The sequence below is a fragment of the Roseovarius sp. W115 genome (assembly GCF_032842945.2).
GTDB classification, from domain to species: Bacteria; Pseudomonadota; Alphaproteobacteria; order Rhodobacterales; family Rhodobacteraceae; genus Roseovarius; species Roseovarius rhodophyticola.
Genome location: NZ_CP146606.1, coordinates 3,522,102 through 3,536,751 on the forward strand (window position 1 = coordinate 3,522,102; position 14,650 = coordinate 3,536,751).

A 14,650-nucleotide genomic window follows, 5' to 3' on the forward strand; every position below is an offset into this window, starting at 1 on the left:
GCGGCGCGTTCGGCATGCCATCGTCGGGGGACGCAACATGAAAGGTGCCCGCGCATGTCCCGCTTTCTATTCACTCTCGCCTTTATTGCCTTTCCGCTGTCTGTGACAGCACAGGAGGTCGAGCCAGACACAAATCCTGAGGAGACTGCTCCTGAGGTTCAGGCGGAGTCCGAAGCGCCTATGACCCTTGAGCGACTGGATGTCATCGTGCGCGCGCTTGACCCCGAGGCGGCGTCGGACGGACGGCGCTGGCGTCTGATGATCGCGGATGTACCGGTGTTGATCATCACCGATCCCAACAACGACCGAATGCGTGCCTTGGCCCCCGTGGAAAAAGTAGAAGACATCGAGGAAGGGGCGCTCAAACGTATGATGCAGGCCAACTTTGACAGCGCGCTGGACGGGCGTTACGCCATCGCCAACGACATGGTTTGGGCCACATACATCCATCCTCTCGCCGCCCTGGAGAAAGATCAACTGATCTCCGGTCTCGGGCAGATCATCAATCTTTCGAAAACATACGGCACTCTATACTCGGGCGGCGCCATGCAGTTTGGTGGCGGGGACAGCGGCGCTTTGCAGCGCGAACTGATCGACGAGCTGTCAAAGAAAGGTCAGGAGATCTAGGGCCTGCCATGCCTTGCCATCGGACACGTGGCTCTCTACATCTTGGACAAAGACCCAAGGAGTGCTCCGCATGCCGATGCAAGCGCAGGAAATCGAAGACCTGATCCGCGAAACCTTTCCCGAGGCGAAGATCACCATTACCGATCTGGCCGGAGACGGGAACCACTATGCCGCCGAGGTTGTCGATGAGAGCTTTCGCGGAAAAAACCGCGTGCAGCAGCAACGCGCCGTCTATGCCGCGCTCAAAGGCAAAATGGACGGCCCATCCGGCGATCTGCACGCCTTGGCACTGACCACGAAGGCGCCTGATTGATGGAATATGGGCTGCTTATCATAATTGGATTGATTGCGTTGGCCATAGGCGCTTTAGCGGTTCTGGGACAGCGTAAAGACCCCGGACGCCTGGGCAGCGACCCTGGCGAGGGTGATCATATTCTTGAGTCCGACTATCAATCCGGTGTGGGCGGAGGCAATGTCACACGGTGGACCGTTCCCAAAGATCCACAAGCCTACGCCAAACGCTTTGTTCCAAGGAACAAAACCAAGTGAGCGCCCTGCTCGTCTTCAGGTCTGACAGCCCGGTCCGCGTCATTTCACCAACTGTTGTTTTCAGGGACTAGGTCTGTGTCTCCATTGTTAAAGGCGCTTTTGATCGGCGCATTTGCGTTCAGCGTTCTGTTGGTTTTTGCTGTGCGAAATATCAATCGACGTAATGCTGCATTTCAAAAGGAACTGGACGCGCCCAAAGGCCATGTCTCACCAGCCCTTCTTGAAACTGCGCTATTTCAGGCCGAAACCCATCTTCAGACTGCGCGCGCCGGAAGTAACGTACGGTTTGAAGCGGCAGATCGGGGCGTGCTCACAATCATTCGGAAGCGTGATCGCGGCGGAAACGCAGGCTACACGCTTCGGTGCGAAGACCGGCGTGAGGACATGGTTTTTCTCGACGCCTTACGCGCCGCCGCCGAAGCGCAGAACCTACCTACCCAAGAGCTGTCGCAAAACAAACTGGAAATCACCTTCCCGGATGACTACTTGCGTTTGGAAACGTTTGTCGAAAGCACCTGCGACACGCTTGACCAGGACGACCTGCACACAGTACTAACTTGGGTCTGCAAAGGCCTGCGAACACAAGAGGATGCCGCGATATGAGCGACGCGAAGACCCAGATTGACGAGACCATCAAAGCCAATGATGTGGTGCTTTACATGAAAGGCACCAAGAGCATGCCGCAATGCGGGTTTTCGAGCCGTGTGGCAGGCGTTCTGAATTACATGGGCGTCGACTATCTCGACGTGAATGTGCTGGCCGATGACGCCATTCGTCAGGGCGTAAAGGATTTCGCGGACTGGCCTACTGTGCCCCAGCTTTATGTAAAAGGCGAATTTGTCGGTGGTTGCGACATCATCACCGAGATGACCCTTTCGGGTGAGCTGGACACGCTCTTTGAAGAGAACGGCGTCAACTATGACAAGGATGCGGCGGATAAAATCCGCGAGGCCAACGCCTGATACACGACCCTGCAGACCGTAGAGCCTGCTCGACGTGACCCGCATCCATCTCTCTCAGATCGAAACGCCTGACCAGATCAACGCTGTGCGCGATCTGGTCCGGGAGTTCTTTGATTTTGCCCTGACGCAGGACCCGGATGCCGGAAAGGCGCATGCGTTCGATGGCTTGGAAGATCAACTCGCTGCCCTTCCAGGAATGTTTGCGCCGCCCTCCGGAGGTTTTCTATTGGCCACTGTCGGCGAAGCCCCGGCAGGATGCGTTGCGTTCTTTGGTCATGACGCACAGATATGCGAGGTCAAACGCATGTATGTGCGCCCCGAATTTCGCGGATTGCACCTTGGGGAGACTTTGATTTCAAACCTGATCTCAATGGCGCGCACACAAGGCTATCAGAAGATCATTCTTGATACGTTTCATACACTCAAGGCGGCGCAGCACCTCTATGAGAAGGCCGGGTTCACTTTCGTGCCGCCACGTATCACCCTGCCCCCAGAACACGAGGGCAAAGTGGTTTTCATGGAGATGACGCTGACCTAAATGTCCAGCGTATTGTCCTTTTCCCACTGGCTGAAATGGGACGTAAAGGAATTCCATTCCTGCGTTTTCATCTTGATATACGCCGCCGAGAATTCGTCGCCTAGCATGGACTTGAGTTCCTTGTCCTTGTCATAGGTACGGATCGCATCAAGCATGTTGAGCGGCAGTTTCGGCGCGCCGCGCACTTTGTGACCTTCGGCATACATGTCGATATCGTGGCGTTTGCCCGGATCCGCCTTGGAACGCACACCGCTCAGCCCTGCGGCGATAATCACCGCTTGCAAGAGGTACGGGTTCACCGCCCCATCCGGCAGACGCAGCTCAAAGCGGCCCGGTCCGGGCACGCGCACCATATGCGTGCGGTTATTGCCGGTCCAAGTGACCGTATTGGGGGCCCATGTGGCCCCTGACATGGTGCGCGGGGCATTGATCCGCTTGTAGCTGTTGACCGTCGGGTTCGTGATCGCAGCCAGCGCACTGGCGTGTTTCATGATCCCGCCCAGGAAATGCGCGCCTTTTTCCGAGAGGCCCAGTTCAGCGGTCTGGCTTCCGCTGGTCGAGTCGGTGGCAAAGACATTGGTCTTGGCCTTATCGCCCGGCGCGTCCCAGACCGAGATATGTGCGTGACAGCCATTGCCTGTCAGCCCCTCAACCGGCTTGGGCATAAAGGTCGCGCGGAAGCCATGCTTTTCGGCCACTGATTTGGTCATGAATTTGAAGAAGGAATGCTTGTCCGCTGTCCGAAGCGCGTCATCAAATTCCCAGTTCATCTCGAACTGGCCATTGGCATCCTCATGGTCGTTCTGATACGGGCCCCAACCCAGATCGAGCATGTAGTCGCAAATCTCGCGCACCACATCATAGCGGCGCATCACCGCCTGCTGATCATAGCAGGGCTTTTCGGCGGTATCGAACTCATCGCTCAATGCCGATCCATCGGGGGTCAGCAGGAAATACTCCGCCTCAATGCCGGTTTTGACATGCATCCCCTCGCCTGCCGCTTCGTCAATTAGACGCCGCAGCACGTTGCGCGGGGCTTGGGCCACGTCCTCATCTTCCATGACCGGGTTGGCTGCAACCCACGCGACCTCGGGTTTCCAGGGCAGCTGGATAACAGAGCTTGGGTCCGGCACCGCGAGCATATCGGGATGTGCCGGGGTCATATCGAGCCAGGTGGCAAAGCCGGCAAAACCTGCTCCTTCCTCCTGCATATCTGCAATCGCCTGTGCCGGAACCAGCTTGGCCCGCTGTCCACCGAAAAGATCGGTGAAGGAAATCATGAAATACTTCACACCGCGTTCAGCGGCAAAAGCGGCAAGGTCGGTTGTCATCTCTGTCTCCCCGTGGGTTTTTCTTTTAGTTTTATAACTTCAAAATTCACCAGATCGTCCCAATTCGCAATCCAGCTGTCAAAGGTTTCGGGCGTTTGCGTTTCCATCAGCTGATAGCAGACATCATCATCCGCGCTGAGCCAGCTGTCGATATATCGCAAACCTTCGGGCAACATGCGGCCCTTTTCATGGTATCGCGCGTATACCGGGCCAGACTGCCCGGATTTGAATCGCTCAATCACCATGAAACGCGGCATCACATCCCGCCCTGCCCCGGAATCCAGGTTGTTCCAGCAAGAGGAACCTTGGCCATGGCTGCGGCTTCGACAGTCAAAGCCTGCAAATCTTCCGGCTCAAGGTTGTTGACGTGGTTCTTGCCACAGGCCCGCGCCAACGTCTGCGCCTCAAGCGTCATCACTTTGAGGTAGTTGTTAAGCCTGCGCCCCGCTTCCACGGGATCAAGCCGCTTGGCCAATTCCGGGTCTTGTGTTGAAATCCCTGCCGGGTCACGGCCTTCATGCCAATCGTCATAGGCGCCTGCGGTGCTGCCCAGAGCCTGATATTCGGCTTCCCATTTGGGGTCATTGTCCCCAAGGGCGATCATGGCTGCCGTGCCGATGCTGACCGCATCAGCCCCAAGCGCCAACGCCTTGGCCACATCCGCGCCCGAGCGGATGCCGCCCGAGACAATGAGTTGCACCTCACGATGCATATTCAATTCCTGCAGGGCCGCGACGGCCTCTCGGATGCAGGCCAGCGTCGGGATGCCGACATGTTCAATAAACACATCCTGTGTCGCTGCGGTGCCGCCTTGCATGCCGTCAATGACGACAACATCGGCTCCCGCTTTCACAGCCAATGTGGTGTCAAAGAAGGGACGCGCCGCGCCGACCTTCACATAAATCGGTTTCTCCCAGTTGGTGATCTCTCGCAGCTCCAAAATCTTGATCTCAAGATCATCCGGCCCCGTCCAATCGGGATGACGACAAGCCGATCGCTGGTCAATGCCCTTGGGCAACGTTCGCATTTCGGCCACGCGGTCAGAAATCTTTTGACCCAAGAGCATGCCGCCGCCGCCCGGCTTTGCGCCCTGGCCCACGACGACCTCAATGGCGTCCGCCTTGCGCAAATCAACGGGGTTCATGCCATAGCGGCTGGGCAGGTATTGATAGACCAACCGCTCGGATTGACCACGCTCTTCAGGGGTCATGCCACCGTCGCCCGTCGTCGTGGACGTACCCGCCATGGTCGCGCCGCGCCCCAGGGCTTCTTTTGCCTGTGCGCTGAGCGCACCAAAGCTCATCCCCGCAATGGTGATCGGAATTTTCAGCTCAATCGGCTTTTTGGCGAAGCGTGTGCCTAATGTGACCGATGTTTCACATTTTTCGCGATACCCTTCCAATGGATAGCGCGACATCGACGCCCCAAGGAACACCAAGTCATCAAAATGCGGCACCTTGCGTTTGGCGCCACCACCCCGAATGTCGTAGATCCCCGTCGCCGCCGCGCGCCGGATTTCGGCATTCACTTCGGGTGTGAACGTATTGGAATAACGCGGTAAAGTCTGTGGTGCGGTCTTGTCATCCTTGGCCATGATCGCCCTCTCTCAATACGCGTTGTCGATGTTGAAATTGTAAAGTTGCCTTGCTGAACCGTAGCGTTTGAAATCAGCCGGATCAGCATCCACGCCCGCAGCATCCAAAAGCTCGGTCAGTTTGGCGATATGCTCGGGGCGCATCTCTTTTTCGATGCAATCGGCTCCCAACGATTTCACGGAACCGCGCACAAAGAGTTGGGCCTCGTAGATGGAATCGCCCAAAGCGTCGCCCGCATCCCCGCAAACCACCATATGCCCTGCCTGCGCCATGAAGGCCGACATGTGACCGACATTACCACCCACGACAATGTCGATACCTTTCATGGAAATCCCACAGCGCGAGGATGCATTGCCCTTGATCACCAAAAGCCCACCATGCCCGGTGGCCCCAGCATATTGGCTGGCATCGCCATCCACGATCAGCTTACCGCTCATCATGTTCTCAGCAGCACCAGGTCCGACATTGCCTTTCACATGCACAGTGGCCTGCTGGTTCATGCCTGCACAGTAGTAGCCAGTTGAGCCATTCACCGTGACCTCAATGGGCGCATCCAGACCAACGGCAATCGCATGGCTGCCTCGAGGGTTGATCACATCCCAGGCGGTCTCATTGGTGGTCTGTGCTTGCGCCTGCAAGGTTTCATTCAGGGCGCGCAGGCCGTTGGCTTCAAGATCAAATGTCTGCATATCAGTGCTTCCAGAAATAAACGGTGGCCGGTTCAGGCTCCCAAACCTTGGCGTCCTCAATCCCTGGCAGATTCACCAAGGCGCGGTATTCGCTGCCAAAGGCCACATATTGATCGGTTTCAGCCATGACCGCTGGCTTGCAGGCAATCGGGTCCCGCACCACGCCAAAGCCATCTTTTGTGCCGACCACAAAGGTGTAGAACCCGTCGAGATCATCAATCCCCGCCTCCAGCGCCTCTCCAAGAGTGGCCCCTTCCTGCATCTTCCAAGTGAGATACGCGGCGGCCACCTCAGTGTCGTTCTCAGTTTCTACCGTCACGCCCTCACGCGCCAGTTTGCGGCGCAGAGAGTTATGGTTGGAGAGCGACCCGTTATGGACAAGACATTGATCCGCCCCAGTGGAAAACGGGTGTGCGCCCAAGGTTGTAACAGCACTTTCCGTTGCCATACGGGTATGGCCAATGCCATGGCTTCCGGTCAGTTCAGGAATGTCAAACCGCTTGGCAACCTCCCCTGGAAGGCCAACCTCCTTGTAAATCTCGATCACCTCACCGGCACTCATCACGCGCACATCCGGGCGCAGGTATTTGACCGTCCCTCGCACCTGAGCCAACTTGTCTTCGGGCAGGTCGAGCACGGCATGGGTGTCAATCGTCCGAAGTTTGACCGCGACACCACACTCATCCTCAATCTCACCTGCAAGGCCGTTAAAAAGAGCTGGATCTGCAGCTTGCAGTGTCAGCTTGGCACGTCCTTCATGATCCTCTCCATAGACCGCAATGCCCGCACTATCCGGCCCACGATCTGACATGGTGATCAGCATATCAGTCAACATCGCGCCAAGCTTTGGCTCCAGCGCCTTGACCTTGAGAAACAGTCCAACGATTCCGCACATGGCAGCCTCCAAAACCCGTCTGAACAAAGGCTAGTGCGGACGGCACAAGGTTTCAATAAGAGAATTTAATATTCTTACCAGGAAAATTATCCATTCCCCTGCGGATACGAAATCACCGACAGATAGCGCGCCGGAAGCTGGATCAGTTCTTCTGGTCCATGTGGCGCATCCGCGTCGAAAAATAAGCTGTCTCCGGGCTTCAAGTGAAAGGTTTCATCCCCGTGGCGATAAAGCACCTCACCGTCGAGCATATAGAGCAATTCGATACCTTCATGTTGAAAGGTGGGAAACACGTCCGATTCCTCGTTAAGCGAAATCAGGTATGGCTCAACCACAACACCACTGTTGTTGCCGCCGATATGGCCCAAAAGGTTGTACTGATGGCCCGCACGCGTGCCCTCTCGCTCGATCTCAAGCGCTTCACCCGCTTTCACATGCACCGCTTCGCGGCTTTCCTCGAACCGGCGGAAAAAAGCGGTGATCGGAACACTCAGCGCTGCCGATAAAACTTGAAGCGTGGTCAGAGACGACGATGTCACCCCGTTTTCAATCTTCGACAGCATGCCCACCGAAAGCCCAGTCGCCTTGGCAAGATCGGCTACAGTCATGTTCCGCCCTTTGCGAAACTCGCGCACCGCGCGTCCAATGGCTGTTTCAAGGTGCTTTTCCTTGGCTTCCCGCAGCTTGTGCGGATCTTGTTTCAACGAAGACGCCATGTGCATGTGCCCTTAAGACTATGTTCATTCTCAGCGCCGTCCCATTTGGGAATGCGCAACTGCCCGAACCGCCAATCTATAGCTTTTTAACAACACTTTCCATGGACTGCGCGTCTATGCCCCAATTTAGCCACAATTCGCGCAGAGCCTTGCCAAGCGGGGCGTTAAGACCCCGGTGTATTGTATGCCGGCGGTAGTGTCGGTGACAGAAAGTGCAGGCAAATGGCAATTTCAGCTTCAACCCCATCTCAGGGCGCGTCCACGTCCAGTTCAGCGCCTAAACCCGCCCCCGCGGCTCCGCCCAAAGTGATCTCGCGACAGGTTTTCAACGACTTTGCCTCTCTCTGAGAGACAATAAAAAACGGCGCGACCAGAAATGGCCACGCCGTTTTGGACATGCAACTCTTCGGGCTTAGCCGACGAGCTCTAGCCCCGAGAAAAAATATGCAATCTCGACTGCTGCGGTTTCTGGTGCATCAGAACCGTGGACGGAATTTTCACCGACGCTTTCCGCAAACTCGGCGCGCACCGTGCCAGGTGCCGCATCGGCAGGGTTCGTCGCCCCCATGACTTCACGGTTCTTGGCAATCGCGCTTTCGCCTTCCAGCACCTGTACCACAACTGGCTCAGAGGCCATGAACTCGCACAACTCATCGTAAAACGGACGCTCGGCGTGCACGGCGTAGAACACACCGGCTTGCGCCTTGGTCAGATGAATGCGCTTTTGCGCCACGATCCGCAGACCTGCGTCTTCGAACTTGGCGTTGATCTTACCGGTCAGGTTGCGTTTGGTGGCATCGGGTTTGATGATGCTGAGCGTGCGTTCGACAGCCATGAGAGCCTCTTTATCCTTTGGGAAATCCGGCCCAGGCCCCACGCCTGTGCCGCAGAATTGGCGCCCCACTAACATGCACGCCCCGCTTTGAAAAGCCGCGATTGACCTCCCCTCTGCGATAAGGCACCCAAGGGCCATGCTCAGGTTCGACAACATAAGCTACGCGGTTGCCGGGCGCCCTTTGATTGAAGGTGCGTCTGCTGTCATACCGGACGGCCACAAAGTTGGGCTTGTGGGTCGCAACGGCACAGGAAAAACCACGCTTTTCAAGCTGATCCGCGGCGAACTTGCGCTCGAGACGGGGGAAATTTCCCTGCCGTCCCGCGCCCGTATTGGCGGGGTGGATCAGGAAGTTCCAGGCAGTGACGTATCCCTTATCGACACAGTTCTGGCCGCGGATACCGAGCGCGCTGCACTCTTGACCGAATCTGAGACGGCCGTAGACCCGACGCGCATTGCGGATATTCAAACCCGGCTTGCTGATATTGATGCCTGGAGTGCCGAGGCGCGTGCGGCGTCGATCCTCAAAGGGCTTGGATTTACCAATGATGAACAATCCATGCCCTGCTCTGCCTTTTCCGGCGGGTGGCGCATGCGTGTGGCTTTGGCCGCTGTGCTCTTCACCGCTCCTGATCTTCTGCTCCTCGATGAGCCGACCAACTACCTGGATCTGGAAGGCGCGCTCTGGCTTGAGACCTATCTGGCGCGTTACCCGCACACAGTCATCGTCATCAGCCATGATCGAGGACTTCTGAACCGCGCGGTTGGCTCGATCCTGCATCTCGAAGACCGCAAGCTAACCCTCTATCAGGGGGCTTACGATACATTCGCCGAAACCCGCGCCGCGCGGCTGGCCAATGCCGAAGCCGAGGCAAAGAAACAAGACGCACGTCGCGCGCATCTGCAATCCTATGTGGATCGCTTTCGCTACAAGGCCGACAAGGCCAGACAGGCGCAGTCCCGCATCAAGGCTTTGGAGCGGATGAAGCCCATTTCGCGGCCACAAGAGGCAGCTTTGCGCCGGTTTACCTTTCCAGAGCCCGAAACACTCTCACCGCCCATCCTGCGCCTTGAGGGGGCCGCAACCGGCTATGGTGGCGAACCGGTTTTGCGCAAACTTGATCTGCGGATCGATCAGGACGATCGCATTGCGCTTTTGGGTCGAAATGGAGAGGGAAAATCCACACTTTCCAAACTCTTATCAGACCGCCTTGATGTTCTTGAAGGCAAGAAACACAACGCTTCCAAACTGCGTGTGGGCTATTTCGCCCAGCACCAAGTCGACGAATTGCGCATCAATGAGACCCCGCTGGATCATCTGCGCCGCCATGTCGATGAAACCGCACAAGCCAAGCTGCGAGCGCGTCTCGGGGGCTTTGGCATAGGCGCGGACCAGGCCGACACCAAGGTGGCGCAACTCTCTGGCGGGCAAAAAGCGCGATTGTCACTCATGCTCGCCACGCTTGATGCGCCGCATATGCTCATCCTCGATGAACCTACCAACCACCTGGATATCGAAAGCCGCGAGGCGCTGGTCGAAGCCCTGACCGCCTATACCGGCGCGATTGTTCTGGTGAGCCATGACATGCACCTGCTCAGCCTCGTGGCAGACCGGCTCTGGTTGGTCCATGATGGCACGGTGATGCCCTATGAGGGCGACCTGCAAAGCTATCGCGCGATGCTGTTGGAGCAAAAACCAAACGGAAAACCCAAGGCCGACGTCCCACCCAAACCCAAGCGCCCGTCGCGCGATGCCATTCTGGCTCTACGCCAAGAAGTTAAAACCTGCGAAGCACGCGTCGAAAAGCTAAACGATATGCGCGACCGGATATCGGCAAAGCTGGCCGACCCGGCCATGTACGACGACGCCAGCACCTCAGACATGGAGGCCTGGCAACGCAAATACAGCGAAGTGATGGAGGGCCTTGACCGCGCGGAAGCGCTTTGGATGGCGGCTCTGGAACGGTTGGAGGCGGTCGACCCACGATAAAGACGCTGGTGGCGCGCAAAAAGAGACCTTATATCAAACTCATGAGTGGTGACGATACAGCCCGCCTTTTGTACCTGGTCCTTCTGGGATGTGCCGTTGTGGGGTGGTTTTTCGCCCAGAACCGCACGTCCTGGGGCAAGAACGCGCAATATGCCGTGATCTGGGGGCTGATTTTCATCGGCGTGATCGCCGGTGTTGGGTTGTGGGGCGACATTCGCAACACCGTCTCCCCGGGCCAGTTCACCACTGTGGGCGAAAATCAGGTTGTGCTCAAACGCGATCTGGATGGGCATTATTACGTCACCGCCGATATCAACGGTCAGCCAGTGGATTTCGTCGTCGACACAGGTGCCACTCTCATCGTTCTGACACAAGAGGATGCGGACCGCGTTGGGCTCAGCACCGATAGCCTTGCCTTTGTCGGGCGCTCCAGCACAGCCAATGGCATGGTCACCACAGCACCAATCCGCCTCGACAGTTTCGTGATCGGCCCCATCGAAGACCGCGGCATCGCCGCCAGCGTCAATGGCGGCGAACTGGATCAATCCCTCTTGGGAATGAGCTACCTGGAACGCTTTTCCAGCGTCGAGATACGCGATGGTCGTCTGATCCTGACGCGTTAAATTCTCCCTTATATATATTCATATTTTTGAATTCGTTTGACTTAAATCAATGCCGACACGTACTCGGCACGCCTATCCTTGAGGACGTATCTCTTTCTTCACGCGGATACCCCAAAACAGGAGATTACCCATGCGACCAATCCTTACAGCATGTCTTTTGGCCGCCGCGACGGTCGCTTCCGCACCGGCACAGGCAGACGATCAGAAGAACCTTGTGACCATCGTGACCACTGACGAGCCGCAAACCCAGTTAATGAGCATGGTTCTGACCATGCAGTCGATCCAGCAAGGTGTCCGGTCCCACATTCTTTTGTGCGGCCCAGGCGGAGATCTGGCGCTCAAGGATCCGCCTCAGACCGCAACGGCCCCGCAGGAACCGAAAGGTATGAGCCCGCAAGGGTTGATGCAAAAGATCATGGCCGCGGGTGGCACTGTGGAGGTGTGCGCAATCTACCTGCCCAATAAGGGAACTGATGCCAGCGCGCTGATCGACGGTGTCGGTATGGCCAAACCGCCTGCCATGGCGGCACGGCTTTTGGCCGATGACACACGTATCATGTCGTTCTGACTAGGGGTTCATCATGACACGCATCACACTCGCCACTATTCTGAGCCTCGTGTTGTTACAGCCCGTGACAGCGCTGGCTGCGCCAGAGCCGGAAGACCCCAACAAACAGACCAGTTGGGGCTTGTACCTGACGGCGAAGGAAGCCTTCGACATGAAACAGAGCGAAGGCGACGCCGTTTTGTTTCTCGATGTCAGAGAACCCATCGAGATCATGTTTGCCGGCTATACCGACATGATCGATGCCAACGTGCCCTTTTTGCTGGTCAACCCGGCCAAATGGCACCCGGAGAAGCCAAGATTCGCGATGGAACCGAATCCAGATTTTGCCGCCGGTGTCATGGCGGCGTTGGAGGCGCGTGGACTGAGCAAATCAACACCGGTGCTGGTGATGTGCCGGTCGGGTGGGACGCGCGGCGCACCAGCCGCCAACGCGCTGGCACCGCTGGGGCTTGAAAAGGTTTACGTGGTGGTTGACGGGTTTGAAGGCAGCACGGTCGAAGACCATCCGAACGGTCCTTGGCGACTGAAGAACGGATGGAAGAATTCCGGCTTGCCGTGGAGCTATGACCTGAATCTGGAAAAAGTGTACACACGCCCAGAATAAAAGGCGCCGCGCCTGTCTGGCCGGTCGTTCACAGGCAGGCGCTTTTTTTTGGCTCAGACCTCAGCCTTCTTCTCCCAACGGCCTGATGCCTCAGACCAGTATTGCGCGGCACACCCCGCTTCTGTCAGAGTCTTCCACTGCCCGCGGGCATGGTCGAGCGCGCTTTCATCATTGCCATCAAAGAGAACACAGGTCCGCTCTAACGCATCCACTTCCTCAGCGCTGACCTCGGCGCCATCAACGGCCATGAGACACTGCGCGCTATTGGCCGATTGCCCAGTCTCACGACTGAGCAAGATTGGCTGACGGGCATCATGCGGCCCACCGGCCCGGCCATGAGGCAGAAAGCTTTCGTCCGGCCCAAGCCACAGTTTTTCATCCAGCCAGTCGAGACGTGCATCCTCGACCCCGCGCACCAAAACGCGCCATCCGGCACCACGCGCCTTGCCTAAAAGCTGCGGCAAGGTCACTTCCAGCGGGTGCCGTGTCAGATGATAGAAGTAAACGGCCCCCATCACGCGCCTTCGAAATGGTCCGCCACAAGCCGGTTGAGCGTCATCACACCCCAACCGGTCGCGCCCTTGGGGGCGAAATCCGTGTCCTTGCTGACCCGCGCTGTGCCCGCGATATCCAGATGGATCCACGGCATACCTTCCTCGATAAAGCGTTGCAGGAACTGTGCCGCTGTAATCGAGCCTGCGGGCCTGCCACCTACATTCTTCATGTCGGCAATGTCGGATTTGAGCTGCTTGTCATAGGCCTCTCCCAAGGGAAGGCGCCATGCCCCCTCGCCCTCGGCCTCAGCGGATTTCAGCAGTTTGTTGCAAAACCCGTCATCATTGGAAAAGACGCCTGTGTTTTCATGCCCCAGGGCGATGATCACGGCCCCGGTCAGCGTGGCCAGGTTCACAATCGCAGCGGGGTTGTACGCCTTTTGCGCGTGCCAGAGCACATCCGCCAACACCAAACGCCCTTCGGCATCTGTGTTGATGATCTCCACCGTATCGCCTTTCATCGACGTTACAACATCTCCGGGTCGCGTCGCCTGCCCCGATGGCATGTTTTCCACGAGCCCAACGAGACCCACAACATTGGCCTTCGCCTTACGCAAAGCCAGCGCTTTCATCGTGCCAACGACAACGCCTGCGCCGCCCATGTCCATGGTCATTTCTTCCATGCCTGCGGCCGGTTTGAGGGAAATACCGCCGGTGTCAAAGACAACACCCTTGCCCACCAAAGCCAGTGGCGCATCGCCTTTCTTGCCACCCGACCATTCCATGATCGCCACTTTGGAGGGCGTGACAGATCCATGCCCGACCGACAAAAGCAGGTGCATGCCGAGCTTTTCGAGGTCTTTTTCCTCCAGCACAGTGATCTTCAGCCCCAGATCAGCCAGCCCCGAGATACGGTTGGCAAATTCCACTGTTGTCAGATGGTTGGCTGGTTCCGACACCAGATCACGTGTCATCAACACGCCTTCTGCCACGGACAAAAGCGGCGCCGCAGTATCGCTGACGTCATTGGCCTGAGTGACCATCATTGTAACGGGTGCCTGCAATTTCGGTGGCTTGGATTTGCGCTCTGTAAAGGCATAGGCGCGCAGCGCGATCCCTTGGGCCAAATCCGCAGCACGTCGGACTTGGGGCGCTACAACCAAAAGCGCGTCTTCGCCCTTGGATTTGGCCAGCGCCGCGCCCCCTTGCGGGCCTCAATGTCGCTTGCGTTCCGTTCAAGACAGAGCACATCCAACGCCTTGGCCCCCAAGCCGACGGGCCATGCGAGCGTTGTGACTTCTCCGTCCTTGGCCTTTTCCCAGGCCTCACTTTCCAAAAGCCGCTTCAACGCGTTTTTCGTCAATCGGTTCACGCGGCGCGCGCCTGCGTCCATTTTACCAGAAGCCGGAATGACCACCGCAACACGGCCTTCAAAACTGGCAATAGCCTCAAGGTCGAGTTCAGAAAATTCAATGGAAACGGGTTGGGTCATGACGGCAAATCTCCCGGGCGCTGTCTGGTTGTTGACCCTAGACCTAGCCTGTGCGCTGACCCTTGACCAGAGCCTCTCCGCCAGCGACTAAAAACGTGAAGGATTGACGGTTTCCCCCGCCTTGCAAATCCATTACTTTGCT

Annotated in this window: 18 protein-coding genes and 1 pseudogene; 10 read left to right on the forward strand and 9 right to left on the reverse strand. The window is 57.3% G+C overall.

Annotation, left to right across the window (positions count from 1 at the left end; translation table 11 throughout):
• Positions 1-54 precede the first annotated feature (54 nt).
• From RZS32_RS17905 to RZS32_RS17930, 6 genes are all read left to right on the forward strand, one after another.
• A complete protein-coding gene (locus RZS32_RS17905; RefSeq protein ID WP_317054908.1) occupies positions 55-627 on the forward strand; it encodes a type III secretion system chaperone in 573 nt (190 codons plus the stop codon).
• A 70-nt stretch (positions 628-697) separates the two neighbouring features.
• Positions 698-940, forward strand: a complete 243-nt coding sequence (locus tag RZS32_RS17910) for a BolA family transcriptional regulator (protein WP_317054909.1) — start codon at positions 698-700, stop codon at positions 938-940.
• Entirely contained in the window at positions 940-1,176 is a 237-nt protein-coding gene (locus RZS32_RS17915; protein ID WP_317054910.1) for a hypothetical protein, read from the forward strand. Before RZS32_RS17910 ends, RZS32_RS17915 begins: the two co-directional genes overlap by 1 nt.
• 75 nt (positions 1,177-1,251) lie before the next feature.
• Positions 1,252-1,779, forward strand: coding sequence for a hypothetical protein (locus RZS32_RS17920; protein WP_317054911.1), 528 nt, complete (start codon positions 1,252-1,254; stop codon positions 1,777-1,779).
• Positions 1,776-2,138: a Grx4 family monothiol glutaredoxin gene (gene grxD / locus RZS32_RS17925; protein WP_317054912.1), complete on the forward strand. Its 363-nt coding sequence runs from the start codon at positions 1,776-1,778 to the stop codon at positions 2,136-2,138. The genes RZS32_RS17920 and grxD overlap by 4 nt, the downstream gene beginning before the upstream one ends.
• Positions 2,139-2,172: 34 nt before the next feature.
• Positions 2,173-2,676 carry a GNAT family N-acetyltransferase gene (locus RZS32_RS17930; protein WP_317054913.1) on the forward strand — a complete coding sequence of 168 codons (504 nt, stop codon included), beginning with the start codon at positions 2,173-2,175 and terminating at the stop codon, positions 2,674-2,676.
• Here RZS32_RS17930 and glnT read toward each other — a convergent pair.
• From glnT to ndk, 7 genes are all read right to left on the reverse strand, one after another.
• Positions 2,673-4,007, reverse strand: coding sequence for a type III glutamate--ammonia ligase (gene glnT / locus RZS32_RS17935; protein WP_317054914.1), 1,335 nt, complete (start codon positions 4,005-4,007; stop codon positions 2,673-2,675). The genes RZS32_RS17930 and glnT overlap by 4 nt on opposite strands.
• Positions 4,004-4,264 (reverse strand): DUF3303 domain-containing protein, encoded by a 261-nt coding sequence (locus RZS32_RS17940; RefSeq protein ID WP_317054915.1) that lies wholly within the window; start codon positions 4,262-4,264, stop codon positions 4,004-4,006. Before RZS32_RS17940 ends, glnT begins: the two co-directional genes overlap by 4 nt.
• Entirely contained in the window at positions 4,264-5,601 is a 1,338-nt protein-coding gene (locus RZS32_RS17945) for an FMN-binding glutamate synthase family protein (protein WP_317054916.1), read from the reverse strand. The genes RZS32_RS17940 and RZS32_RS17945 overlap by 1 nt, the downstream gene beginning before the upstream one ends.
• 12 nt (positions 5,602-5,613) lie before the next feature.
• Positions 5,614-6,291, reverse strand: a complete 678-nt coding sequence (locus RZS32_RS17950; protein ID WP_317054917.1) for a GXGXG domain-containing protein — start codon at positions 6,289-6,291, stop codon at positions 5,614-5,616.
• Position 6,292: 1 nt separating this feature from the next.
• The gene (locus tag RZS32_RS17955) at positions 6,293-7,186 is read right to left on the reverse strand and encodes a class II glutamine amidotransferase (protein WP_317054918.1); all 894 of its coding nucleotides are present in this window, start codon (positions 7,184-7,186) and stop codon (positions 6,293-6,295) included.
• Between the two features lie 86 nt (positions 7,187-7,272).
• Positions 7,273-7,902: a helix-turn-helix domain-containing protein gene (locus tag RZS32_RS17960; protein ID WP_317054919.1), complete on the reverse strand. Its 630-nt coding sequence runs from the start codon at positions 7,900-7,902 to the stop codon at positions 7,273-7,275.
• A gap of 412 nt (positions 7,903-8,314) precedes the next feature.
• The gene (ndk, locus tag RZS32_RS17965; protein ID WP_317054920.1) at positions 8,315-8,737 is read right to left on the reverse strand and encodes a nucleoside-diphosphate kinase; all 423 of its coding nucleotides are present in this window, start codon (positions 8,735-8,737) and stop codon (positions 8,315-8,317) included.
• A gap of 136 nt (positions 8,738-8,873) precedes the next feature.
• Here ndk and RZS32_RS17970 point away from each other — a divergent pair, with 136 nt between their 5' ends.
• The 4 genes from RZS32_RS17970 to RZS32_RS17985 all read left to right on the forward strand — a co-directional run bounded on the left by RZS32_RS17970 (position 8,874) and on the right by RZS32_RS17985 (position 12,522).
• Entirely contained in the window at positions 8,874-10,727 is a 1,854-nt protein-coding gene (locus RZS32_RS17970; protein ID WP_317054921.1) for an ABC-F family ATP-binding cassette domain-containing protein, read from the forward strand.
• 41 nt (positions 10,728-10,768) lie between these two features.
• A complete protein-coding gene (locus tag RZS32_RS17975) occupies positions 10,769-11,350 on the forward strand; it encodes a retropepsin-like aspartic protease family protein (RefSeq protein WP_317054922.1) in 582 nt (193 codons plus the stop codon).
• Positions 11,351-11,480: 130 nt separating this feature from the next.
• Positions 11,481-11,918 carry a hypothetical protein gene (locus RZS32_RS17980; RefSeq protein WP_317054923.1) on the forward strand — a complete coding sequence of 146 codons (438 nt, stop codon included), beginning with the start codon at positions 11,481-11,483 and terminating at the stop codon, positions 11,916-11,918.
• A gap of 13 nt (positions 11,919-11,931) precedes the next feature.
• Complete coding sequence (locus RZS32_RS17985) at positions 11,932-12,522, forward strand: rhodanese-like domain-containing protein (protein WP_317054924.1); 591 nt, start codon at positions 11,932-11,934, stop codon at positions 12,520-12,522.
• 53 nt (positions 12,523-12,575) lie between these two features.
• Here RZS32_RS17985 and RZS32_RS17990 read toward each other — a convergent pair whose 3' ends face one another.
• Positions 12,576-13,037 carry a DNA polymerase III subunit chi gene (locus RZS32_RS17990; protein WP_317054925.1) on the reverse strand — a complete coding sequence of 154 codons (462 nt, stop codon included), beginning with the start codon at positions 13,035-13,037 and terminating at the stop codon, positions 12,576-12,578.
• Positions 13,037-14,508: pseudogene (locus tag RZS32_RS17995) on the reverse strand (leucyl aminopeptidase). Before RZS32_RS17995 ends, RZS32_RS17990 begins: the two are co-directional and overlap by 1 nt.
• Positions 14,509-14,650 lie beyond the last annotated feature (142 nt).

Coding starts and splice junctions, on each gene's coding strand:
- RZS32_RS17905 (WP_317054908.1), top strand. CDS start 55: ATGTCCCGCTTTCTATTCACTCTCGCCTTTATTGCCTTTCCGCTGTCT.
- RZS32_RS17910 (WP_317054909.1), top strand. CDS start 698: ATGCCGATGCAAGCGCAGGAAATCGAAGACCTGATCCGCGAAACCTTT.
- RZS32_RS17915 (WP_317054910.1), top strand. CDS start 940: ATGGAATATGGGCTGCTTATCATAATTGGATTGATTGCGTTGGCCATA.
- grxD (WP_317054912.1), top strand. CDS start 1,776: ATGAGCGACGCGAAGACCCAGATTGACGAGACCATCAAAGCCAATGAT.
- glnT (WP_317054914.1), bottom strand. CDS start 4,007: ATGACAACCGACCTTGCCGCTTTTGCCGCTGAACGCGGTGTGAAGTAT.
- RZS32_RS17940 (WP_317054915.1), bottom strand. CDS start 4,264: ATGCCGCGTTTCATGGTGATTGAGCGATTCAAATCCGGGCAGTCTGGC.
- RZS32_RS17945 (WP_317054916.1), bottom strand. CDS start 5,601: ATGGCCAAGGATGACAAGACCGCACCACAGACTTTACCGCGTTATTCC.
- RZS32_RS17950 (WP_317054917.1), bottom strand. CDS start 6,291: ATGCAGACATTTGATCTTGAAGCCAACGGCCTGCGCGCCCTGAATGAA.
- RZS32_RS17955 (WP_317054918.1), bottom strand. CDS start 7,186: ATGTGCGGAATCGTTGGACTGTTTCTCAAGGTCAAGGCGCTGGAGCCA.
- RZS32_RS17960 (WP_317054919.1), bottom strand. CDS start 7,902: ATGGCGTCTTCGTTGAAACAAGATCCGCACAAGCTGCGGGAAGCCAAG.
- ndk (WP_317054920.1), bottom strand. CDS start 8,737: ATGGCTGTCGAACGCACGCTCAGCATCATCAAACCCGATGCCACCAAA.
- RZS32_RS17970 (WP_317054921.1), top strand. CDS start 8,874: ATGCTCAGGTTCGACAACATAAGCTACGCGGTTGCCGGGCGCCCTTTG.
- RZS32_RS17975 (WP_317054922.1), top strand. CDS start 10,769: ATGAGTGGTGACGATACAGCCCGCCTTTTGTACCTGGTCCTTCTGGGA.
- RZS32_RS17980 (WP_317054923.1), top strand. CDS start 11,481: ATGCGACCAATCCTTACAGCATGTCTTTTGGCCGCCGCGACGGTCGCT.
- RZS32_RS17985 (WP_317054924.1), top strand. CDS start 11,932: ATGACACGCATCACACTCGCCACTATTCTGAGCCTCGTGTTGTTACAG.
- RZS32_RS17990 (WP_317054925.1), bottom strand. CDS start 13,037: ATGGGGGCCGTTTACTTCTATCATCTGACACGGCACCCGCTGGAAGTG.